Origin of the sequence: Neobacillus dielmonensis (assembly GCF_000612665.1) — a bacterium.
GTDB classification, from domain to species: Bacteria; Bacillota; Bacilli; order Bacillales; family Cytobacillaceae; genus Neobacillus; species Neobacillus dielmonensis.
Window position 1 is genome coordinate 1 of record NZ_HG942023.1, and the last position, 20542, is coordinate 20542.

Consider the following 20542-nt stretch of genomic DNA (forward strand, 5'->3'; position numbering starts at 1 on the left):
GATTTGTCGACAGTCTGAGGAACTGTTTAAAGAACAGTTCCTTTTTTGCGTTCTTATTGTTTATTGAGTTTGCGTATAGCCACTACATTTCATGGGAAAATATCCTTGAAAAGGAGTGAAGGAAATGAAGAAAAACAATAAAGTAAATCAACAGGGCCCTACGGTAGCACCAGGGATCGACGACCAGGAGGAGCTCGAGCAAAGTGCATCCCAACAAGAAATTGATTCAGGGGAATATACAAGTGTTACTACTATTTCATATGATGAAGTTGATCCTAGCTAGGAAACAACTGCCAGAAGTTCTGGCAGTTGTTTTTTTGTTTGTTTGAAAAAAACTGCCTAAATTGAAGGGGCGGGGTTATCAAATTGATATTAAAATGATATCATAATGGTAAGTACTGGAAGGGGGTAGTTCGTATGACTGAGAAACCAATTGGTAAAATTAATGGGTTTTTGGGTGTTTTGTTGCTGTTGCTCTTTGCAGGGATTGCTATTATCAGTTTTAGCAATTTTTCCATCACAGATAATGGTTTTATGCTATTTGCAGCAATTGTATCTGCATTGTTAATGTTTCTTTTATTTAGCGGATTTACCGTGATTCAGCCAAATCAAGCAAAAGTATTTACTTTGTTTGGAAGTTATCAGGGAGTTATTCGCCAAGAAGGATTTTGGTTAACTATTCCGTTAACAATAAGAAACACTGTGTCACTTAGGGTGATAAATTTCAACAGTGATCGGCTAAAAGTGAATGATTTGGAAGGAAATCCTATTGAAATAGCTGCAGTAGTGGTTTATAGAGTGTCGGATGCTGCAAAAGCAGTCTTTGGTGTCGAGGACTATCGGGAGTTCGTTCATACTCAAAGTGAAACTGGTTTGCGCCATATTGCCAGTCAATACCCATATGATAATTTTAATAATGACTACGAATTATCTTTGCGGCAGCACTCTGATGAGGTAGGTGATAATTTAACGAAGGATTTGCAGCAACGCTTGGTAATTGCAGGCGTTGACATCATAGAAGCAAGAATCATGCATTTAGCCTATTCGAGTGAAATCGCTCATGCGATGCTGCAAAGACAGCAGGCAAAAGCTGTGCTTGCAGCAAGGAAGGTCATCGTGGAGGGAGCAGTTTCAATGGTGAAATCAGCCATTGACCAATTAAGCTCAGAAGGTGTCGTGGAACTGGACGAAGAAAAAAAAGCGCAAATGATCAATAATCTAATGGTCACGCTTGTTTCCGAAAAAGGAAGCCAGCCTGTAATCAATACAGGAACCATTTATTAAGGTCGTGATTGAGTGGTTGAGAAAAAGCGATTTCTTCTTCGTATCGATCAAAAGTCATATGATGCTCTGGAAAAATGGGCAACTGACGAATTTCGTAGTGTCAATGCACAACTACAGCTAATCATCAAAAAAGCTCTGAAAGAGGCAGGCAGGCTGGGAAAATCCCAATTACCTGGAGATAAACAAGACTAAACGTTGGATTTAACCCAGGTATTAAAGTGAATTTACCAGAGAAAAATGTTGGTTCCAATCAAATGATGTCGTTAATTAGGACGTCAAATCTGTTGATTTATCGGCTTTTGTCATACTGTGCGCTTGCCTAGGAAATATTAACAGCCAATAAATCATATTCCCAAAAAAGATGGCAGGTTTCGCCATCTTTTTGCTTTATATTAATAACTCAAATACTTCATTTAATTCGCGTAATCTTTTTTCATCTTGTTCTTGCTGGGCATAGTTAATTTCATCCGGGAGTATCTTATTTAAAAAGTCAATCTCACTGCCAGTTAAATCCCGCACGAAAGATTCCTCCGATTGATAGTGCCCTCTAACGAGCTTGTGATACAAATGTCGGGCATCTGTATGGTGTTCATCGGTATAATTGGCTAAAATCTCACGTAAATACCCTAATGTTTGATCCATTTGTCACCCATCCTTTCGTGATTATTTTTCAACTCACATCGGATTATATTCATGAAATCAACTGGGCTATTTGAACCGTAAAAAAAGCCTCTCATTTCGTTAGAAATTCAAGGCCCAGAAATCGTTTATTTAGTGCAGGTAATGACTCTGTGACTTAAAACATCATGATACTTGACTAACATATTTCCATGCTGATTCAAAATTCCAAATAGTTCTGGCTCAAAATTATGTGAGAAATTAAATTCTTGAGCAGGGGTACTATTCTTGAGATCATAGGTTTGCCCAATAATTTCAATATTCTGAAACCCTGACTCATTAAAGATCCTCTTCCAATCATCCTCAAGAAGTAATGAATCAATTGCATAGAACTGTTTAATCTCCTCAGCAGCTGATTCATTTAAAGGTTGGTTTATGGTCATTTCATTTGCAATCACACGCCCCCCTGGTTTAAGGACCCTGAAAAACTCCTTTATCGCATTGGGTTTATTGACAAACGCTAAAACCGATTCAGATAAAATAAAATCAAAGGTCTTATCAGCAAAGGGGATACTTTCTACTGACCCTTGCGTTAATTGGATCGGCATATTTTGGCTTTCAAATCGACTTCTTGCTTTTTCAAGCATGATTGGGTTGATTTCTAGTCCATATACTTTTGCTTTGTATTCATTATAAAGAAATGCAGTTGTTTGTCCGGTACCACAGCCTGCATCTAATATGCAGGAATCGCTTGTAATTTTTTCGTTGCTCAGTATACTCTTTGTTAATGAAATTCCTCCTGGATGGGCTCCGCCAACACCAAACTTTGCTAAAAAATCAATATAGGTCAAACCTCCCATACACACCACCCTATGGTTTCTTTTTTTGCATAGTATGAAAAAAAACCTTAAGTGGTTCATTGTGAGAAAATGTTTTATCCTGGAAACTGTTGAGTCAGTCTCCCAAGGAATGCCAGTCGATGGACTGTTTGCTACTTATATATTTGACGAGATTGCGTACATTAGGAAAGGAGGGGGTAGCTTCACCCTCTTAGATTAACCTGAAGGGGTGCTGACATGAGAAGCATGAGGAAAATGCCGTTTCTGAATATGTTTATGCCTAAACAGAGGAGCAGAGGAACCATTTGGGCATCTCTATTGGGGATCGGTATAAGTGCTGCCGTATTCGGATTAACCAGAGGAAAGCGCCAAGATTTGGCACAGCCAATATCGAATGCATTGAAAACGATGGCTCCGGGCAAACCGAGTGGCAATACAGGCAATCGCGAACAGCAGGATTCCCCGAAAATGGGAAACCTGGTAAAGAACTTAGCGCCAAATTTCAATCTTAATCAGATGGATAATGCTGCAATTGCTGAATTTTCCGAAGAATTAATGGAAAGCGCCTTAAATAAAAAATAAATATTGAGGGTCAGACCATAAGCAGCATGGTCTGACCCTTTTTTGATTGCCCATTAATAAGGTGGAGGGGGAATTTGACGTGGATTATATTTAATACCCTCTGAGGTGTAAACTGAAATAATCAACATCCCTCCAAGTGTTCTTGCCCGAATTAAAATGGGTTGGTCATAACTATTCTTAAAGACAAAATCAGGTCCATACCAACTGACGGTAGCATCGCGGCCAGGTGGAATGTAAGGAACTTTTCTGCTATGGGAATAGCGTTGGATAATTTTTAATCCAGCATTGTCCACTGCGTTATAGAGAGTAGAAGATACTTGGCAGATTCCACCCCCGATATCTTCATCTACTTCTCCTCGGATGATAACAGGTGCCCTCATATATCCCCTATCTTCCGTCCTTTTGCCAACAATTTTATTAAAGGAAAAGGTTTCTCCCGGGAAAACGACGTAATTATTAATCGCTTTAGTCGCGATTTTTATGTTTACAGAGCGATTTTTATTATATGGGTTATAAGATGTAACATATCGGCCTATCCGCATGCTGTTGATATCACTTAACAATTCACTGTCTACTTTGGGGTAAGCGGTTATCATCGGAACTTCGATTTGGGATTGCTGACGATTAAAATAATAAGAGTATAACTGCTCGGTTAAAACTTGCCGATAGATTTGTGTACCTAGTTGTTCTGGAATGATTGTCCCCCTCTCATCTAACGACGCATCTTTTGGGGGAGTAGAAACCTTTTTATCGAGCTGATCCAAAAATTGCCCAAATTTGTTTGTATTCATGATTGGCAAATCGGGTAGAGTGTAGAAAAATTCCTTAATATTGAAAGTTGCGACAGTCTGGCCATCTTTCGTAATCGGGATGCTTTCGGAAACATGAAGGGCTTGAACCGCCAAACATAGTCCCAATATCCAGGATAAATACATAACCATTAACCTCCTCATTTTAATATTGCTAGAAAGGCAAGATTTCATGTAACCTCAATTGACTCAATATGCTTAGATAACAATGATAAAAATCTTCCAGTTGCCCTTTACAAAAGTCAATTTATATAATATTATCGATTTTGATAATAAAACTAAAAATAGGAGTAAAAAAATATGGAATCTTCAGTTGATGTATTATTACACCCAGTCAGGATGAGAATTATCCAACATTTGATTAATCAGCAGCTTACATCTCAACAATTAATGGAGAGGCTTCCTGATATTCCACAAGCATCCTTATATCGTAATATAAAAAAATTGTCAGACGCGGGAATTCTTCATATTGTAAACGAAATTCCCATTCGAGGGACCGTCGAAAAAGTATACTCCATACATAATCCAAACACATCGTTAAGTGGAACTGTGGACATAAGCAGGATGTCAAAGGATGACCAGATGGGGGTGTTTATTAAATTCATGGCAAATCTAATGGGGGAATATGATCGCTATTTGAATCAGGAAAACATAGATTTTAGGGCAGACGGAGTAACTTTTAGGCAGACATCCTTATATTTAAATGATCATGAATTCGAGGAATTTATTGTGGATTTAAGAGATGTCTATTCGAAATTTTCCCAAAACAAACTGCAGGAAGGCAGGAGAAGGAGAACACTGGCAACCATAATTATCCCAGGTGAAAAGGAAGGGGAAAAATAAAATGAAAAATTTCTCGGATTATGTTAAAGTAGCAATAGATAACATTAATGTAGACTGTTGCTAGCAGATTGCTACAAAAGGGGAGCAAGTAATAATGGAGTCGGAAAGAATACAGCTGAATGTAAGGATTACCAAGGAAACTTCCGCAAAACTAGATGAAATTGTGGAGTATTATCAACAAGGGCTAAAACTAGGCAGAATTTATAAAGGAGACGTATTAACTGATATTGTTGAGAAATCCTATGAAGTGATGCTTAAACAGAAAAAGTTAAATAGACGATACATATAAAATTCTAGCCGGACCCAATGATCCGGTTTTTTATTTGGATTTCATTATTAGAATATTTAGAAAAGGGTTTGAATTATTAATTCATGGATTGTATAATTGTATCTATACATACCAACCGGTTAGTATCGATAACTTTCATTTCTAGGCAGTTGGTTACATGGTTACGTGTTTAATATTTTTGTAAGTGTGTTCACGGGCAGTTCCTAAAGTTCAAAAGGAGGTTTATTGATGAAGTTTACTGGTAAAACAGCCATCGTTACGGGCGGTGGCAGCGGTATTGGCCGCGCATCTGCCCTTAGGTTTGCAAAAGAGGGGGCAGCAGTTGTAGTCGCGGATGTAAACTCAATTGCTGGTGAAGAGACGGTTAATTTTATTCAAGCTACAGGGGGCAAAGCTATATTTGTTTATGCAGATGTTGCTAATTCAAAACAAATACAAGAGTTAATCAGTACGACAGTTAGTACGTTTGGTGGACTGCATATTTTGTGCAATAATGCAGGAATTGGCAATTCAGAAGTTAGAAGCGTTGATTTATCTGAAGAAGAATGGGACCAAGTAATCGATATCAACTTAAAAGGAGTATTCCTTGGAATTAAATATGCCATTCCTGAGCTCATTAAAGCCGGTGGTGGGGCAATTATTAACACTTCCAGTTTGCTTGGGCTTAAAGGGCAAAAATACATGTCAGCATACAATGCATCCAAGGCTGGGGTTGTGGTCCTTACACAAAATGCTGCCCTTGAATATGGTAAATATAGCATCCGTGTCAATGCTATTGCACCTGGTGTTATAGATACCAATATTATTCAAGGATGGAAACAAAATGACCGCAAATGGCCGATCATTTCAAAAGCCAATGCACTTGGCAGAATCGGTACACCAGATGAAGTCGCAAATGCCATTGTCTTTTTAGCATCTGAGGAAGCCTCCTTCATTACCGGTGCCACGTTATCAGTAGACGGCGGTGGTTTGACCTTCTAAGTTAGGTAACTACTAAATTATAATACTGGGTTTTGGAGGTTTATAAAATGAATGAAAATAAAGCATGGTTAGCCCATTATCCTGAATCAATTTCCAAAACAATTGAGATTCCTGACAAACCATTATGTCAAATCTTAAAAGAAACGACAGATACATACCCAACACACAATGCCATTTCCTTTTACGGAAGGAAAATGAACTATCAGGAATTATACTTGTTGTCGCAATCCTTTGCCTCATCACTCCAAAAAAGACAAGTGCAAAAAGGGGATCGGGCTGCGATTATGCTGCCAAACTGTCCCCAATATGTTATCTCTTATTATGGCATCCTTACTGCTGGTGCAATTGTTACCCAAGTTAACCCTATGTCCGTTGAACGGGAACTGGAGTATATTCTAAAGGATGCTGAAATTGAAACCATTGTTTGTTTAGACACACTTTATCCACGGGTGAAATCAGTCCAGCCGAGGACAAAGCTGAAAAATATTATTGTGGTTAGCTTGCAGCCGTCCGGTCAAGACTTTACCCCGGACCCAAGCTTGGAAGAGTTTCTCAAAGAAGGGGACGGCACGGTTACACCGGTTGAATTCGACTCGGCCAATGATGTAGCTGTTCTCCAATATACAGGCGGGACAACAGGAAAATCCAAGGGGGCGATGCTGACTCATCGCAATATTTTGGCAAATGTCCTCCAATCACATGAGTTTTTTAAGCATGAAATCAAGGTCGGACAAGAAAAGTGTCTTACGATTATTCCACTTTTCCATGTGTTTGGCATGACCTCTTGTATGAACCTGTCCATTTATTCCGCTGCAGAAATGATTATCTTGCCACGGTTTGATTTGGAAGAGGTGTTAACTACAATTAAAAATGAGCAGCCTACCATGTTCCCAGGTGTGCCTACCATGTATGTAGCGATTACTAATCATCCAAAGGCAGAGGAGTATGGGATTAACTCCATTACAACCTGCAATAGTGGCAGTGCTCCTATGCCTGTTGAATTGCTGCGCAGTTTTGAAAGAAAAACCGGATCGAAAATCCTGGAGGGATACGGTTTGTCAGAAGCATCCCCAACGACGCATTGCAATCCTCCTTTTGCTGAGAGAAAACCTGGAAGTGTAGGAATTGGTATGCCATCAACAGAATATAAAATAGTCGATTTAGCATCCGGTACGGATGAAGTTCCGACTGGCGAACTGGGGGAAGTCGTTATAAAGGGTCCTCAAGTCATGAAAGGATACTGGAATCTGCCTGAAGAAACCGCCAATACCTTGAGGGACGGCTGGCTATATACAGGTGATATCGCACGTGTGGATGAGGATGGTTATTTGTATATTGTCGATCGGAAAAAGGACATGATTATCGCCAGCGGATACAATATTTATCCGCGTGATATCGAAGAAGTGTTGTATGAACATCCTGCTGTTCAAGAAGCTGTAGTTGTGGGAGTACCTGATCCTTACAGGGGAGAAGATGTTAAGGCATTTATCGTCTTAAAAGCAGGACAATCAGCAACTGAGCAAGAAATCATCCAATATTGCCGGCAAAACTTAGCAGCCTATAAAGTGCCGCGTAGTGTCGAATTCCGAGAACAACTTCCAAAAACCGGAGTTGGAAAAATTCTGCGCAGGGCATTAAGAGAGGAAACACTCAAAAATTAATCCCACTTTTTTATCAGAAAAATATACTCTTCTGTGAACAGGATCCTTTTAAAGTTTCACGGATTAAATAAAGGAGAGAAGAAGATTATGGTATAATTTTTCTAGGATAATGAACAGATTGCGAGGACATGATGGTGAAGGAAAAAATTATTGGGCAAAGCATCCGCTTATTTGAAAAAAAGGGTTTCAGTGAAACATCCATTCAAGATATCGTGGATTCTCTTGGTGTTACAAAGGGAACTTTCTATTACTATTTCTCCAGTAAAGAAGAGTTATTAATGGATATCCATTTGGGTTATATCAATGAACTGCTTGCCCAACAAGAAAAAATATTGAACGACCAAACGAAAACGTGTAAACAGAAATTATTTGAAATTGTCCATATGTTGATTGGCGATATTAAATCATTGGGATTGGCTGCTAAAATATTTTTTCGTGAAATGAAGAACTTAAGTCAAGAGCGTCTAGATTTAATCGTTCCAAAGCGTGACCAATTCCGCTATAACATTGAGGAATTGATAAAAGTTGGCATGGCGGATGGCGAATTTCGGCCTGATTTAAATCCATCGATTATTACATTTGGAATCCTTGGCATCACGAACTGGAGCTACCAGTGGTACAATCCAAATGGAGTAGTCTCCGAACAAGAGGTAACTGAGATATTTGTCGAAATGATTTTACAGGGAATTCAATCTAACTAGTGAAATACAATAGTACTATTGGGTGAGGGATTTCGCATCCCTCCTCCTGTTCTAATCACATACCAACCGGTTAGTATTATTGAGGTAATCTGGACATAAATTATGAGGTTCGGATATTCCCTGAGAAAATTAATAATAGGAGTAAGCGGGGTGAGCTTTTTGCACGAAATACAAATTGTGGTGAGGTTTGGGGAAACCGATGCACTTGGACATATCAACAACACCAGTTATTTTATTTATTTGGAGGAGGCCCGAATTCGTTTTATTGAAACATTAGGTTTTTCATTAGACACGAATCGTTGGAATTTTATTCTGGCCTCAACCAAATGTGATTTTATAAGCCAAGGCTACTTTAATCAACATTTGCTCATCAGGACGTATGTTTCCAAGATTGGAACGAAAAGCTTTGAATTGGATCATGATATTATTTGTGCGGAAACAAACCAAAGGATTGCCAAGGGCAAAGCGGTTATGGTTCATTTTAACTTTGAAAAGCAGCAGAGCGAGCCGATATCTGATGGGTTAAGGGAAGTTTTAAAAAGTAATCTTGTCCTTTCATCATAAGGTAAATACGCCATAAAAAGACGGAATTTTTAGAATAATAGGAGGAGGGAGTATACATGCCTCATCAAATGAGTAAAGATACGATTCCTGTGAGAAAAGGGGAAGAACTGAATCTTTCCGTTTTAGAAAGTTTTCTCAGAAGATCTATACCACAGCTGCCTGCAGGTCCTCTTGAGATTCTACAGTTTTCGGCAGGTCATTCCAATTTAACTTATCAATTGAAAATGGGAGATTGGGAAGCCGTGCTTCGCAGGCCCCCGCTCGGGCCAGTTGCGCCAAAAGCCCATGACATGGAGCGGGAGTATCGAATACTTTCCGAATTGAATCCTATGTTTTCTGCTGCACCAAAGCCAATTCTCTTTTCTAATGACAAGGATATTGTGGGAAGTACATTTTTTCTTATGGAGAGAAAACATGGCATTGTCCTAGATACATCCTTTCCGAACGGGGTTGAGGTGACACCGGAATTATGTAGGCAAATTTCCGTCATCATGGTGGAAAAACTGGCAGAACTTCATTCCATCAATTATAAAGAAACAGGACTGACTGAAATTAGTAAGCCCCAAGGATTTATGGAGCGCCAAGTGCATGGCTGGATTGGCCGTTATGACCGGGCAAAAACCGATGAGATACCCGAGGTAGATTCATTGAAACGATGGCTGGCCAACCATATACCGTCCTATTCCGAACCTGCCGTGATTCATTACGATTATAAGTTGAACAATGCCATGCTCAATGAGGATTTTACGGAGATGGTTGGTTTGTTCGACTGGGAGATGACCACCATTGGCGACCCTCTCGCTGACCTTGGGGCAGCATTGAGTTATTGGAATCTTCCAGATGACTCGGAACTATTGAAAAAAGGCTTAGGAAAAGATCCGGTCACCGCTGTGCATCCAGGTTTCTTTACCAGACAGGAGTTTATCGAGTTATATGCAAAGAAAACTGGGAGAGATGTTTCAAATTTACACTTTTATCAAACTTTCGCCTATTTCAAATTGGCTGTTATCTGTCAGCAAATCTATTACCGCTACAAGCGTGGACAGACGAGTGATCCACGATTTGCTGGTTTAAATCAGTTTGTTAAGGGATTGATTCAACATGCAACGTTGATTGCGGAAGAAGAAATTTAGAGAGTGCAAAGGGGGCGTGGATTCAATGAGGTTTTCACAATCAATTGCACTGGTAACCGGTGCAGGCAGCGGGATCGGCCGAGCCACCGCTGTGAGGCTTGCCAGTGAAGGAGCAAAGGTAATCTTAACTGGGAGGACAAGAAAAAAATTAGAGGAAACGGCGCAAATCATTAATCAAAAAAGTAAAATACCAATGGCCGAAGTTTTTGCAGCAGATTGTACAGACGAAGAAGATGTAGAGGAATTAGCTGAGTATGTGAGGCAGCAATATGGTGATCTCCATGTGTTAGTGAATAATGCAGGGGGGTCCAGAAACTCAAGGCTATTAGAAATGTCTTTACAAGATTGGGACTATGTTCAAGATGTCAATTTGAAAAGTGTATTTCTTGTATCCAAAGCACTTGGAAAAATAATGGCTGATGCTGCCCAACATGATGTGCAAAACCGGGCAATTGTCAATGTGGCATCACTGTCAGGACATCAGGCGGGGGCTGAAATACCACATTATAGTGCTGCCAAAGCAGCGGTCATTAATCTAACTAGGTCTTTTGCCTTAGAGCTATCCAAATACGGAATTCGTGTCAATTCGGTATCACCTGGCTTTGTGGCTACGCCTCTGACTGAATCGGGATTGCAGAACGAACGGTTTGTTAAAGCAATTCAAAGAAATACAGCATTACGAAGAGTAGGGAATCCAGAAGAAATTGCCAATGTGGTGGCCTTTGCCGCATCTTTTGAGGCGTCGTATATGACAGGAACGGACCTTTTAGTGGATGGCGGCTGGCTTATAAAATAGAAATCTATTAAAAAATGTAGAAGGAAAGGAAGATTGACATGGCACAAGATCATTTATTAGTGGAAAAACTGGGACCGATTTTATCGTTAACGCTAAACCGGCCAGAAAGTTTGAACGCATTTAGTCCAGATATGATTCTAGGGTTAACGGAAGCTATTCATAATGCTATAGAAGATGGAGATATCCAAGTCATTGTGCTGTCTGGGGCAGGCCGCTCATTTAGTGCCGGGGGCGATGTCAAAACGATGGGCCAGGCTGGAGGAAACCAAATATACGATCATATTGGCAAGCTTAATGATTTGATTTTATTGATGAAGGACATCGAAAAGCCCATTATTGCAGCTGTTCATGGTTTTGCTGCCGGAGCAGGTTTCAATTTGGCCTTAGCTTGTGATTTGATTGTGGCAGCTGAAGACAGCAAGTATGCCCTCAGCTTTTCTCAGGTGGGATTAATTTCTGACGGTGGTGGCTCTTATCATCTTCCTAGATTAATTGGACCTCATTTAGCCAAACAATTCTTTTTTACAGCCGAGCCCATCCCAGCTGAACGCTTATACCAACTAGGTGTCATTAATTACTTGGTACCACTAGAGAAGCTGCAAGATGAGACGACCAAATTGGCATTGCGCTTGGCTAATGGTCCGACAAAGGCCTATGGTAAGCAGAAGAAACTAGTTGACCAAGCGTTTACTTCTACTTTAGCTGAAATATTGGAAAAAGAGCGGTTAACCCAGCCTTTGATGGTGGAAACCGAAGACCATCAGGAGGGCATTGCGGCGTTTAAGGAGAAACGAAAACCAGAGTTTAAAGGCAAGTAAGCAAGCGCTTGAAAGCGGTTAATCTTAATAAAAGCCTTTGGGGAGTGGTAGCAATGAAAACAGTCGAAACCGTAACAGGACCAATATCTGTTGAAAAGTTAGGAAAAACGCTTATTCACGAACATTTTATCTTCGGTTATCCAGGTTATCAAGGAGATGTGACACTGGGACCTTTTAACGAAGAAGAAGTATTGAAACAGGCAATTGGCATCGCCCGGCAAATTCAGAGTTACGGTGTGGAAACCGTAGTAGACCCAACTCCAAATGAGTGTGGCAGGGACCCATTATTTCTGAAAAAAGTTTCGGAAGCAACTGGTCTCAATATTATTTGTGCAACAGGCTATTATTATGAAGGCGAGGGGGCTCCGCCTTACTTTAAGTTCCGGCAGGGTCTTGGAACAGCAGAAGAAGATATTTATGAAATGTTTAAGGTAGAAATAACTGAAGGGATTGCCGGTACAGGGATCAAGCCAGGAATTATTAAACTTGCTTCGAGCCGGGACCAGATTAGCCCTTATGAACAAATGTTTTTCCGGGCAGCTGCCAGGGTGCAGCAAGAAACAGGAATCGTGATACTGACCCATACTCAGGAAGGGACCATGGGTCCGGAGCAGGCAAGGATACTGATTGAATTAGGTGCAGATCCAAGTAAAATTATAATCGGGCATATGTGCGGGAATACGGACCCAGACTATCATAAACAGGTGTTGGATCAAGGTGTTCGGATTGGTTTTGACCGTTTCGGTATCCAAATGCTCGTCGGTGCACCATTCGATCATGAAAGAATTGCAACCTTGCTCGCACTTGTTAAGGATGGCTATGAGGATCAAATTTTACTTGCACATGATACAGTCAATATTTGGCTGGGCCGGCAGCCAGTCATGAATGAGCAAGTGACTCAAATCATGGAGAATTGGCATCCAGGGCATATTTTTGATAACATCCTGCCGTCATTGCGTGACCAGGGAGTAACCGAAACGCAAATTGACAAAATGCTAGGTAGGAATGCCGTCGGGTTATTTGCGGGGGAACCAGCGAAAGTGAAATAACAAAAATACCGAAAAGGGTCTTGAATTTAGTTCAAGGCTCTTTTTTACATATTAAAAAACTATGAACAAACTATTAAAGTACAAAGAAGAATTAGCAAATAGTTTGATATGGGAGAAATTTCGTTTACACTAATAATGATAAGTTTTCGCCAGGAGTTGAAGCAATTTGAAAATATTAGTGATAGAAGATAATAAAAGTGTTTGCTCCATGATTGAAATGTTTTTTGCAAAAGAAGGTATAGAAGGTGTATTTGTTAATGACGGATTAGAGGGGTACACTCGGTTCAAAAGCGAAAGCTGGGATGCGTTGATTGTAGACTGGATGCTTCCTGGTATGGATGGTGTAACCATTTGCCGGAAAATTAGAGAGGAGAAGTATTCGGTTCCGATTATCATGTTAACAGCCAAGGATAGTGAATCTGATCAAGTCCTTGGACTAGAAATGGGTGCAGATGATTATGTTACCAAACCATTTAGCCCACTGACATTAATGGCAAGAATCAAAGCCGTGACCCGTAGGTTTCAAAACCAAATTTCAGTGGAACAAGATGGGCTGCTTTTGACGGAGCATTTCAGGATTAATAAAATCACAAGAGAAGTTTCGGTTGACGGGGAGGCGGTCACAAACTTGACACCGAAAGAATTTGATTTACTGTATTTTATGGCGGAGCATCCCCGTCAGGTTTTTTCACGGGAGCAGTTGCTTGAAAGTGTCTGGGGCTATCAATTTTATGGTGACGAGCGGACAGTAGATGTTCATATTAAGCGGCTGCGGAAGAAAGTCGAAACCTCATCGCAGCCATTCTTCCACACCGTTTGGGGAGTAGGGTATAAATTTGATGACACGATTAAAGCCGACAAAGTTTAAGTATTTTTATCAACAATTTTTTAGCCATTTTAGTATCATTGTCGTTGCGTTTTTATTGTTAAGTTTAGTATTTGCCCATTATTTGGAAAACTTAGTTTATAAAAATAAAGCAGAAGAACTGATTTCCTATGGGGAAGCGATTTTGTCAGATATGAAAGAATCCCCGATTGCGGCTGACCAGATACTTAATCAGTATAGCTCCGTTTTAGCGGCAAGAAATATGAGCTTCAGCATGTTCGACCAAGATGGGCAATTATATATTGTCGGAAAAAAAGGCCGGGTATTAAAGGGACTCACCGAGAGTGACTGGGACAAAATTACGAAAGGACAAACCTTAATTTTTCCAATCGACTATAAACGGTTCGGTCAAGAAGGGGTAACCTTTGTTGTTTTACCTTATGTAGAAGATGGCCGGTTTTATGGAGGTGTGCTTTTAACATCTCCTATCAGCGGATCCAGTGAGATGATTCAAGAAATTAACAAAATCTTGTTTTATACCATCTTGGTTGCTTTAGGTGTATCTTTCCTGCAAAGCTGGTACTTATCCCAAATTCATGTAAAGCGGATTAAACGGCTTCGTGAAGCGACATCACTCGTGTCGGCGGGAAATTACAATGTTCATGTTCCGGAATCAAGCTTTGATGAAATTGGAGAATTAGCGATAGATTTTAACACCATGGTGGGAAAAATTAATGCCTCTATGGAGGAAATTGAAGCCTTGGATAACCGTCGCCGGCAATTTATGTCGGATGTATCTCATGAGTTAAGAACCCCGCTTACCACCATAAGTGGCGTAATCGAAGGGCTTAGGAATAACATGATCTCCGAAGAAGATAAAGAACGGGGAATCAGTCTGGTTAGCCATGAGGCTAAACGTCTGATACGCCTAGTCAACGAGAATCTAGATTATGATAAAATCCGCTCTAACCAAGTCCAATTATATAAAGAGGATATTCAGGTTCTGGAGGCCCTTGAAATTATCCAGGAGCAATTAACTTTTCAGGCAGAGGAAAAAAATGACCAGATAATTGTCGAGGCCTCTCCAGAATTATATGTGAATGCCGATTATGATCGGTTAGTGCAGATACTAATAAATATAACAAAGAACAGTATCCAGTTTACTGAGGATGGAACGATATGGTTGCGTGGAAGAGCAGAGCAAGACGGAATTATTATCGAAATTGAAGATACAGGAATCGGGATTGACCCAGGCGAAGTGGAAAATATTTGGCATCGGTTTTATAAGGCAGAAATCTCCCGTACTTCGAACCCATATGGAGAGTTTGGATTAGGGCTTTCTATTGTAAAGCAGTTGGTACTGCTCCATAACGGAGAAATAAAAGTCTATAGCGAAAAAAATAAAGGAACGAAATTTGTCATTCGATTCCCTGTTATCTAGAATTTTTAGCTGCCGAAAGTGGGCAGCCTTTTTATTTTTCTAAAATACGTTAAAGTTTGTTAATAATTTCTTAAGATTTATCTGGTACAGTAAAGACACATAAAAGATTAAGTAAAAAAGGAGATCGATTCTGATGGAATTCAAACATGAAGATGAGTTTGATACAACTCAATCAAACGTGACAGAAAACACAGAACATCCAATAAATGAGGAAAACATCGAAGTAAAAACTGACTCTGAGAGTGCGGAATTAAAAGATGTTTTCGAATTTCAGGAAGAAGGGGAAAGAGTAGAAACAGCTCCAAGTATGGAACAAACGAGGGCGGCAGGTCTCGCTGATAAAAAACCGCCAAAAAAATTAAATATCAAAGGAATCGCTTCTACAGTAGTGGCTGGTGTGATTGGGTCTGCATTGACTTTGGCGGTGCTGCCACATACTGATTATCTGAAAAACTTTTATCCGGACAGCATCAACCAGCCCGTCAGCACTAGTTCTGGTAGTTCAGCAAAAGTAAAACCGGTTTCCGCACAGCCATCAGCTGTATCTTCCAGCTCGATTGCCGATACCGTTGAAAAGGTTTCTAAGGCAATTGTAGGGATTGTCAATTATCAGCAAAGCAGCCGATCCAATAGCTTTTATGGAATGCCTAGCTCCTCTCAAAATGTAGAAACAGGCTCCGGCTCGGGGGTTATTTTTCAAAAAAATAACGAAAATGCCTATATTGTGACCAACAACCACGTGATTGAAGGAGCAAATGAATTAGAAGTTTCCTTATATAATGGCGAAAAAACAAAAGCGGAGGTTATTGGTTCGGATGCACTAACAGACCTTGCTGTGTTAAAAATTGATAGCAAGTATGTAACCGATGTGGCTGTTTTTGGTGATTCATCGACTTTACGCCCTGGTGATCAGGTGTTTGCAATCGGGAACCCGTTGGGTAGTGAGTTATCCAGAACGGTTACCCAGGGTATTATCAGTGCCATTAACCGCAGTATTGACGTGAACACTTCTGCTGGTAATTGGGAAACGAATGTTATTCAAACGGATGCGGCTATTAACCCGGGAAATAGCGGTGGCGCCTTAATCAATACCGCAGGACAAGTTATAGGGATTAATAGTTTGAAAATTTCTGAAGACGGGGTAGAGGGATTAGGTTTTGCTATACCAAGCAGTGATTTTATCCCGATTGTCAATAAGCTCATTAAAGACGGGAAAATTGAGCGGCCGTATCTTGGAGTAAGCCTTGCAGACCTAGAGCAAGTTCCCCAAGGTTATGTGGACAGTCTTCCTAATTCCGTAACCAAAGGGGTTTATATAGCGGAAGTGCAGCAAAACTCGGTTGCTGACAAGGCTGGTTTGAAAGCAAGGGATGTAATCGTTTCGATGAATGGAACAGAGATTGCGAGTTCATCAGATTTAAGAAAATATCTTTATACGAAAGTAAGCAAAGGGGATCAAATTAAGTTTGGTGTTTACCGCGATGGCAAGGAAATGACATTAACCGCGATATTAACTGAATAATATGAGGGAGTAGATTCATACAAATGACTTTTATAAAAAACCATAAAAAAATAGTTTCAACTATTCTTGTACTTGTAGTAGCATTAGCCGTTGTTCTGGGCTTTACCCTAAAAAAAGGTGAGGCCGTTGCTAAGTTTAATGGCGAATCAATTACAAAAGATGAATTATATAGTGAAATGGTTAAACAATACGGTTCTGCTACAGTTGACAAAATGATTGCCGATAAAATTGTGACCGCTGAGGCGGCGAAGAAAAAAATTGCCGTATCGGACAACGAAGTCAATAAACAAATTAATGCTTTAAAGGAATCTTACGGTGGTGAAGATGTATTTAACCAAATGATTGCAAGTAATGGTACTACCCTTACGCAAGTGAAAGAGGATTTAAAAAATTACTTGACGATTAAAAAGCTGCTTGAGCCACAAATAAAAATTACTGATGAGGAAATGAAGACGTATTTTGAGGAAAATAAAGATTCATTTGCAGAGCCTGAGCAAGTCAAGGCAAGTCATATCTTGGTCGCCGATGAGCAAACCGCCAATGAAATCAAGCAAAAATTGACTGATGGCGCTGATTTTGCGGATCTAGCCAAACAGTACTCGACCGATGAAGGGACAAAGAATGATGGTGGAGAGCTTGGTTACTTCGGAAAAGGCGATATGGTAGCAGAATTTGAGAATGTGGCATTTTCTTTGGATGTGAATCAAATTAGTGACCCGGTTAAGACGGATTATGGGTATCATATTATTAAAGTAGAAGATAAGAAGGCCGCTAAAGAAGCTTATTTTGAAGACAGTAAGGCTACCATAAAAGACACATTACTCGATCAAAAATTAGACTCTGAATACACTACATGGCTTGAGAATAAGAAAAAAGGCTATAAAATTGAAAATAACTTAGCAAAAGCGTAAACACTTCAAGGGGTGACAAAATGAATCGGGTCGGCAAATATGCTGCTAGTGAACAGGTTGATGGCCTAGAATTGATGAGAATGGTATTGGATCTTCCTGAAAAAGATAAAATGCTGATGTGGTCTGAAGGCTATATTGATTCTGTGGTGGAAAAGCTGCCGGAATATGCCCGTGATATTTTAGAAAACCGAATCAAAAAGTGGGAGGACTCAAAAGCTTATTACCATAATAAGCTTGAGTCAATTGTCTCAGATCCAATCTTTAGTGAAAAGCAAAAGGGCGAACGAAAGGAGTTCGCCCTTTTCGTGATGGAAAAATACCCGGAGTACCAATCCTTGTTGTTTTCAATTTATGATGGAAACCTAAAGGACGGTGACCTTAGGAAATTTGTTTATCGAAGAAGGAATTTAGCCCGAAAGAGGTATCTTAATTAAATAGGTCAATGGGGAATGTAATTGGCTGGCAAGATTCAGCCTGTGGTATTTTAAACCGCAGGAGAACTGCCCCTCAACCTGTACAACCAACCGCTCGTCGGACGTTATAAATTCCATTCCTATTTGAACCGACCGGAAAAGTATCCGAAAATGTCTATACAACATTCTAGAAAAAGAGCCGTCCTAAATACGGCTCTTTTTTTGGGCTCTTAAACATAAGTAAGACTTTTCGAAGTCCTCTTTATTACCTATAATTAGAGTGTTTAATGCTAGGGACAGACCCCTACCAAGGTAAAGCGTTAATGTGACGGGGGACAGGCCCCCATCAAGGTAAAGTGTTAATACAGCGGGGGACTGTCCCCTTAAGGATGAGGTATGTTGGACATGGAGTTTTCTAATTTTTCGATTTATCAAGTGTTGTTATTGTTATTGATTACTTTATCAGGGGTAGTATGTTCGGTTGTTCTGGGTTTTCCCTTGGTTATTGGCTTTTCTCCGGGTTTGTTTGTTTTAGGATGGCTTGCTTTTACGAAGGGTTTTTCCTTAAAGGATATCGCTTTTATTAGTTTGCAAGGGGTTAACCAAGCGAAAATTGTTTTGCTTATTTTAACTCTTGTCAGTTTTTTGCTTCCTTCTTGGTATTTGGCTGGCACTATTAATCAAATGGTAGACATCGCATTAGGATTGATTGCTCCAAAACACTTTTTTGTTCTATCGTTTCTAACGGCGATGTTCTTTTCGATGCTTCTCGGCACAACAATCGGAACATTAAGTTCGATTGCCGTTCCAATTTTAGGAACAGCGGCTGTTCTTGGCCTGCCAATACAGATCGCCGCTGGTGCCTTGGTTGCCGGTGCATTTGTTGGTGATAGGACGTCACCTTTTTCAAGCTCGCATCAACTGTTGGCACATACTGTTGAAATTACTGTAAAAAAACAAGGAAAAGCGATGCTAATTTCCACATTAACTGCTCTTTTCATTTGTATTTGTTTTTACGCTGGACTTGATTTGTTTATTTCAAAAGATGCAGCCGAGGTTGGTCGACATCTGGAGTGGACCCAGCTTTCACCGATAAAACTGCTCCCTCCCATGATTCTAATTTTGTTTGTTGTGCTCCGGATCCGGATAGTCTACGCGTTTCTTTCTAGTATTCTATCAGCGGCTGTTCTGGCTTTTATTGAAGGAACTCCTATCCTGCCAATCGTGAATGACTTGTGGAAGGGAATCGATGGGGTTGGGGGCGGCTTCATCCATATGTACGAACTGTTGTTATTTCTTGTGGCGGCAGGTGCTTATAATGGCTTATTAGAAAAACTGTACATCATTCAGCCCTATTTGGAGAAATGGCTCAAGTCTTCCAAAAGCTTAAAAGGGGATACCTTTAAAGTCTTAATGGCAGGTGGAATCATCAGTTTAATTGCCGCAAACCAAACTTTGCCGATTATACTAACCGGAAGATCCTTTCTGCCGCATTGGTCGCTTCGTTACGGTAAGGAAGAATTGGCCAGAGTATTAGGCGATTCGGTGATGCTCTTCCCGGGTATGGTCCCTTGGAGTGTGCTTACCATTATGTGCAGCACGATCGTGGGTATTCCGATATCTGGCTATCTACCCTATGCATTATTTTTATGGATTCTGCCTTTTATTTGTTTGGTTTATTCAACCATGATCCCTTTGTTGAAAAAGAAAAAAAGTAGATTAGTCGCATAAATGGGTTCCTTTACGGGTACTCATTTTTATTTACCGGTATCAAACCGCATGAAGTTCACTGTTTTCACATATAAGTGGTAATAAAGAATTTGGACAAGGGATGGTTTGATGTTGAAGAAATTGGCAGTTATCGGTTTTGGAAGTGCAATGATTGGGATAGGCATCAATGGTTTTATTCTTCCGTTCCACTTGATAAGCGGGGGATTTTTTGGCATTAGTTTATTATTAAATTATTTATTCGATTATAAAGCAGGGATCACGTTTATTCTTTTAAACATACCTGTTTATTTATTTGCCTTTCAATCGAACAAGGAATATTTTTATAATGGTGTTATTGGTGCAGTTTGTTCGGGCTTCATGATTGAATTATTACTTCCGTTAAATGGCACTATTCATTTATCTATAATCAGCAGCATAATCCTAGGAGCTATTGCCATTGGGATTGGAGCAGGAGTCATGCTAAAGAATCACATAAGTCCTGGAGGGATTGATCTGCTTGCATTGCTCATTTCTAAATGGACCCATGTAAACGTTGGGATTGTCGCTCTTTCCATTGACGCAGTTATTATAATGACAGGGCTCGTTCTCCTTGGAGACCCCAAACTGTTATTCTCCTTACTAATTGTCTCGATCATTGGTCTGTTGATTAGTATCATCACTTCTTATGGTCGGGTAAAGCCTGATTAAAAGAGGTTTCTGAAAAGTTCATCTTTCTTTCACTCTTTTTTCAG

24 protein-coding genes are annotated in these 20542 nt (G+C 40.0%); 21 read left to right on the top strand and 3 right to left on the bottom strand.

The features are described from left to right. The first annotated feature begins 124 nt into the window (after positions 1-124). The 3 genes from BN2425_RS22670 (at position 125) to BN2425_RS01120 (ending at position 1476) form a co-directional block, all read left to right on the top strand. Positions 125-283 carry a hypothetical protein gene (locus BN2425_RS22670; RefSeq protein WP_195891880.1) on the top strand — a complete coding sequence of 53 codons (159 nt, stop codon included), beginning with the start codon at positions 125-127 and terminating at the stop codon, positions 281-283. Between the two features lie 134 nt (positions 284-417). Next, on the top strand, positions 418-1284 hold the full coding sequence (locus tag BN2425_RS01115) for an SPFH domain-containing protein (RefSeq protein ID WP_042454159.1): 867 nt from the start codon (positions 418-420) through the stop codon (positions 1282-1284). Between the two features lie 12 nt (positions 1285-1296). Further along, positions 1297-1476: a hypothetical protein gene (locus BN2425_RS01120; protein WP_042454161.1), complete on the top strand. Its 180-nt coding sequence runs from the start codon at positions 1297-1299 to the stop codon at positions 1474-1476. Between the two features lie 195 nt (positions 1477-1671). Here the strand turns inward: BN2425_RS01120 and BN2425_RS01125 are convergent, their stop codons facing one another. Beyond that, complete coding sequence (locus tag BN2425_RS01125) at positions 1672-1926, bottom strand: sigma-G-dependent sporulation-specific acid-soluble spore protein CsgA (protein ID WP_042454163.1); 255 nt, start codon at positions 1924-1926, stop codon at positions 1672-1674. A gap of 125 nt (positions 1927-2051) precedes the next feature. Next, positions 2052-2762 (bottom strand): class I SAM-dependent methyltransferase, encoded by a 711-nt coding sequence (locus BN2425_RS01130; RefSeq protein WP_042454165.1) that lies wholly within the window; start codon positions 2760-2762, stop codon positions 2052-2054. Between the two features lie 216 nt (positions 2763-2978). Between BN2425_RS01130 and BN2425_RS01135 the strand changes: the two genes are divergently transcribed. Continuing rightward, positions 2979-3323 carry a hypothetical protein gene (locus BN2425_RS01135; protein ID WP_042454167.1) on the top strand — a complete coding sequence of 115 codons (345 nt, stop codon included), beginning with the start codon at positions 2979-2981 and terminating at the stop codon, positions 3321-3323. Positions 3324-3376: 53 nt separating this feature from the next. Here BN2425_RS01135 and BN2425_RS01140 read toward each other — a convergent pair whose 3' ends face one another. Then, complete coding sequence (locus BN2425_RS01140) at positions 3377-4258, bottom strand: VanW family protein (protein WP_042454169.1); 882 nt, start codon at positions 4256-4258, stop codon at positions 3377-3379. A gap of 174 nt (positions 4259-4432) precedes the next feature. On the opposite strand from BN2425_RS01140, the gene BN2425_RS01145 reads away from it, so the two are divergent. The 17 genes from BN2425_RS01145 to BN2425_RS01225 all read left to right on the top strand — a co-directional run bounded on the left by BN2425_RS01145 (position 4433) and on the right by BN2425_RS01225 (position 20498). Then, the gene (locus BN2425_RS01145) at positions 4433-4975 is read left to right on the top strand and encodes a helix-turn-helix domain-containing protein (protein ID WP_042454172.1); all 543 of its coding nucleotides are present in this window, start codon (positions 4433-4435) and stop codon (positions 4973-4975) included. A 94-nt stretch (positions 4976-5069) separates the two neighbouring features. Further along, the gene (locus tag BN2425_RS01150; RefSeq protein ID WP_042454174.1) at positions 5070-5264 is read left to right on the top strand and encodes a hypothetical protein; all 195 of its coding nucleotides are present in this window, start codon (positions 5070-5072) and stop codon (positions 5262-5264) included. Positions 5265-5492: 228 nt separating this feature from the next. After that, the gene (locus tag BN2425_RS01155) at positions 5493-6245 is read left to right on the top strand and encodes an SDR family NAD(P)-dependent oxidoreductase (protein WP_042454175.1); all 753 of its coding nucleotides are present in this window, start codon (positions 5493-5495) and stop codon (positions 6243-6245) included. Positions 6246-6292: 47 nt separating this feature from the next. Continuing rightward, a complete protein-coding gene (locus BN2425_RS01160) occupies positions 6293-7906 on the top strand; it encodes a long-chain-fatty-acid--CoA ligase (RefSeq protein ID WP_042454177.1) in 1614 nt (537 codons plus the stop codon). 134 nt (positions 7907-8040) lie between these two features. Continuing rightward, positions 8041-8607, top strand: a complete 567-nt coding sequence (locus BN2425_RS01165) for a TetR/AcrR family transcriptional regulator (protein WP_042454215.1) — start codon at positions 8041-8043, stop codon at positions 8605-8607. A gap of 159 nt (positions 8608-8766) precedes the next feature. Beyond that, a complete protein-coding gene (locus BN2425_RS01170) occupies positions 8767-9171 on the top strand; it encodes an acyl-CoA thioesterase (RefSeq protein ID WP_042454217.1) in 405 nt (134 codons plus the stop codon). A gap of 56 nt (positions 9172-9227) precedes the next feature. After that, complete coding sequence (locus tag BN2425_RS01175; RefSeq protein ID WP_195891881.1) at positions 9228-10304, top strand: phosphotransferase family protein; 1077 nt, start codon at positions 9228-9230, stop codon at positions 10302-10304. A 25-nt stretch (positions 10305-10329) separates the two neighbouring features. Beyond that, positions 10330-11100 (top strand): SDR family NAD(P)-dependent oxidoreductase, encoded by a 771-nt coding sequence (locus BN2425_RS01180; protein ID WP_042454179.1) that lies wholly within the window; start codon positions 10330-10332, stop codon positions 11098-11100. 38 nt (positions 11101-11138) lie between these two features. Continuing rightward, positions 11139-11918 (top strand): enoyl-CoA hydratase/isomerase family protein, encoded by a 780-nt coding sequence (locus tag BN2425_RS01185; protein WP_042454181.1) that lies wholly within the window; start codon positions 11139-11141, stop codon positions 11916-11918. 53 nt (positions 11919-11971) lie between these two features. Continuing rightward, complete coding sequence (locus BN2425_RS01190; RefSeq protein WP_042454183.1) at positions 11972-12967, top strand: phosphotriesterase family protein; 996 nt, start codon at positions 11972-11974, stop codon at positions 12965-12967. Between the two features lie 166 nt (positions 12968-13133). Further along, a complete protein-coding gene (locus tag BN2425_RS01195) occupies positions 13134-13835 on the top strand; it encodes a response regulator transcription factor (RefSeq protein WP_042454185.1) in 702 nt (233 codons plus the stop codon). Further along, positions 13807-15234, top strand: a complete 1428-nt coding sequence (locus BN2425_RS01200; RefSeq protein ID WP_042454187.1) for a sensor histidine kinase — start codon at positions 13807-13809, stop codon at positions 15232-15234. Before BN2425_RS01195 ends, BN2425_RS01200 begins: the two co-directional genes overlap by 29 nt. A gap of 133 nt (positions 15235-15367) precedes the next feature. Then, positions 15368-16756: a S1C family serine protease gene (locus BN2425_RS01205; protein WP_081797975.1), complete on the top strand. Its 1389-nt coding sequence runs from the start codon at positions 15368-15370 to the stop codon at positions 16754-16756. 23 nt (positions 16757-16779) lie between these two features. After that, positions 16780-17667, top strand: a complete 888-nt coding sequence (locus BN2425_RS01210) for a peptidylprolyl isomerase (RefSeq protein ID WP_081797976.1) — start codon at positions 16780-16782, stop codon at positions 17665-17667. A gap of 20 nt (positions 17668-17687) precedes the next feature. Continuing rightward, complete coding sequence (locus BN2425_RS01215) at positions 17688-18101, top strand: hypothetical protein (protein WP_042454189.1); 414 nt, start codon at positions 17688-17690, stop codon at positions 18099-18101. 384 nt (positions 18102-18485) lie between these two features. Further along, positions 18486-19811, top strand: a complete 1326-nt coding sequence (locus BN2425_RS01220) for a Na+/H+ antiporter NhaC family protein (RefSeq protein ID WP_042454225.1) — start codon at positions 18486-18488, stop codon at positions 19809-19811. Positions 19812-19919: 108 nt separating this feature from the next. Beyond that, complete coding sequence (locus BN2425_RS01225) at positions 19920-20498, top strand: YitT family protein (protein WP_042454191.1); 579 nt, start codon at positions 19920-19922, stop codon at positions 20496-20498. The last annotated feature ends 44 nt before the right edge of the window (positions 20499-20542 follow it).

What these genes read in the sequence shown, in the direction of transcription:
- BN2425_RS01200 (WP_042454187.1), top strand. Translation starts at nt 13,807, where the DNA reads ATGACACGATTAAAGCCGACAAAGTTTAAGTATTTTTATCAACAATTT.
- BN2425_RS01115 (WP_042454159.1), top strand. Translation starts at nt 418, where the DNA reads ATGACTGAGAAACCAATTGGTAAAATTAATGGGTTTTTGGGTGTTTTG.
- BN2425_RS01180 (WP_042454179.1), top strand. Translation starts at nt 10,330, where the DNA reads ATGAGGTTTTCACAATCAATTGCACTGGTAACCGGTGCAGGCAGCGGG.
- BN2425_RS01205 (WP_081797975.1), top strand. Translation starts at nt 15,368, where the DNA reads ATGGAATTCAAACATGAAGATGAGTTTGATACAACTCAATCAAACGTG.
- BN2425_RS01135 (WP_042454167.1), top strand. Translation starts at nt 2,979, where the DNA reads ATGAGAAGCATGAGGAAAATGCCGTTTCTGAATATGTTTATGCCTAAA.
- BN2425_RS01155 (WP_042454175.1), top strand. Translation starts at nt 5,493, where the DNA reads ATGAAGTTTACTGGTAAAACAGCCATCGTTACGGGCGGTGGCAGCGGT.
- BN2425_RS01190 (WP_042454183.1), top strand. Translation starts at nt 11,972, where the DNA reads ATGAAAACAGTCGAAACCGTAACAGGACCAATATCTGTTGAAAAGTTA.
- BN2425_RS22670 (WP_195891880.1), top strand. Translation starts at nt 125, where the DNA reads ATGAAGAAAAACAATAAAGTAAATCAACAGGGCCCTACGGTAGCACCA.
- BN2425_RS01125 (WP_042454163.1), bottom strand. Translation starts at nt 1,926, where the DNA reads ATGGATCAAACATTAGGGTATTTACGTGAGATTTTAGCCAATTATACC.
- BN2425_RS01150 (WP_042454174.1), top strand. Translation starts at nt 5,070, where the DNA reads ATGGAGTCGGAAAGAATACAGCTGAATGTAAGGATTACCAAGGAAACT.
- BN2425_RS01185 (WP_042454181.1), top strand. Translation starts at nt 11,139, where the DNA reads ATGGCACAAGATCATTTATTAGTGGAAAAACTGGGACCGATTTTATCG.
- BN2425_RS01210 (WP_081797976.1), top strand. Translation starts at nt 16,780, where the DNA reads ATGACTTTTATAAAAAACCATAAAAAAATAGTTTCAACTATTCTTGTA.
- BN2425_RS01145 (WP_042454172.1), top strand. Translation starts at nt 4,433, where the DNA reads ATGGAATCTTCAGTTGATGTATTATTACACCCAGTCAGGATGAGAATT.
- BN2425_RS01140 (WP_042454169.1), bottom strand. Translation starts at nt 4,258, where the DNA reads ATGTATTTATCCTGGATATTGGGACTATGTTTGGCGGTTCAAGCCCTT.
- BN2425_RS01225 (WP_042454191.1), top strand. Translation starts at nt 19,920, where the DNA reads ATGTTGAAGAAATTGGCAGTTATCGGTTTTGGAAGTGCAATGATTGGG.
- BN2425_RS01160 (WP_042454177.1), top strand. Translation starts at nt 6,293, where the DNA reads ATGAATGAAAATAAAGCATGGTTAGCCCATTATCCTGAATCAATTTCC.
- BN2425_RS01130 (WP_042454165.1), bottom strand. Translation starts at nt 2,762, where the DNA reads ATGGGAGGTTTGACCTATATTGATTTTTTAGCAAAGTTTGGTGTTGGC.
- BN2425_RS01215 (WP_042454189.1), top strand. Translation starts at nt 17,688, where the DNA reads ATGAATCGGGTCGGCAAATATGCTGCTAGTGAACAGGTTGATGGCCTA.
- BN2425_RS01220 (WP_042454225.1), top strand. Translation starts at nt 18,486, where the DNA reads ATGGAGTTTTCTAATTTTTCGATTTATCAAGTGTTGTTATTGTTATTG.
- BN2425_RS01175 (WP_195891881.1), top strand. Translation starts at nt 9,228, where the DNA reads ATGCCTCATCAAATGAGTAAAGATACGATTCCTGTGAGAAAAGGGGAA.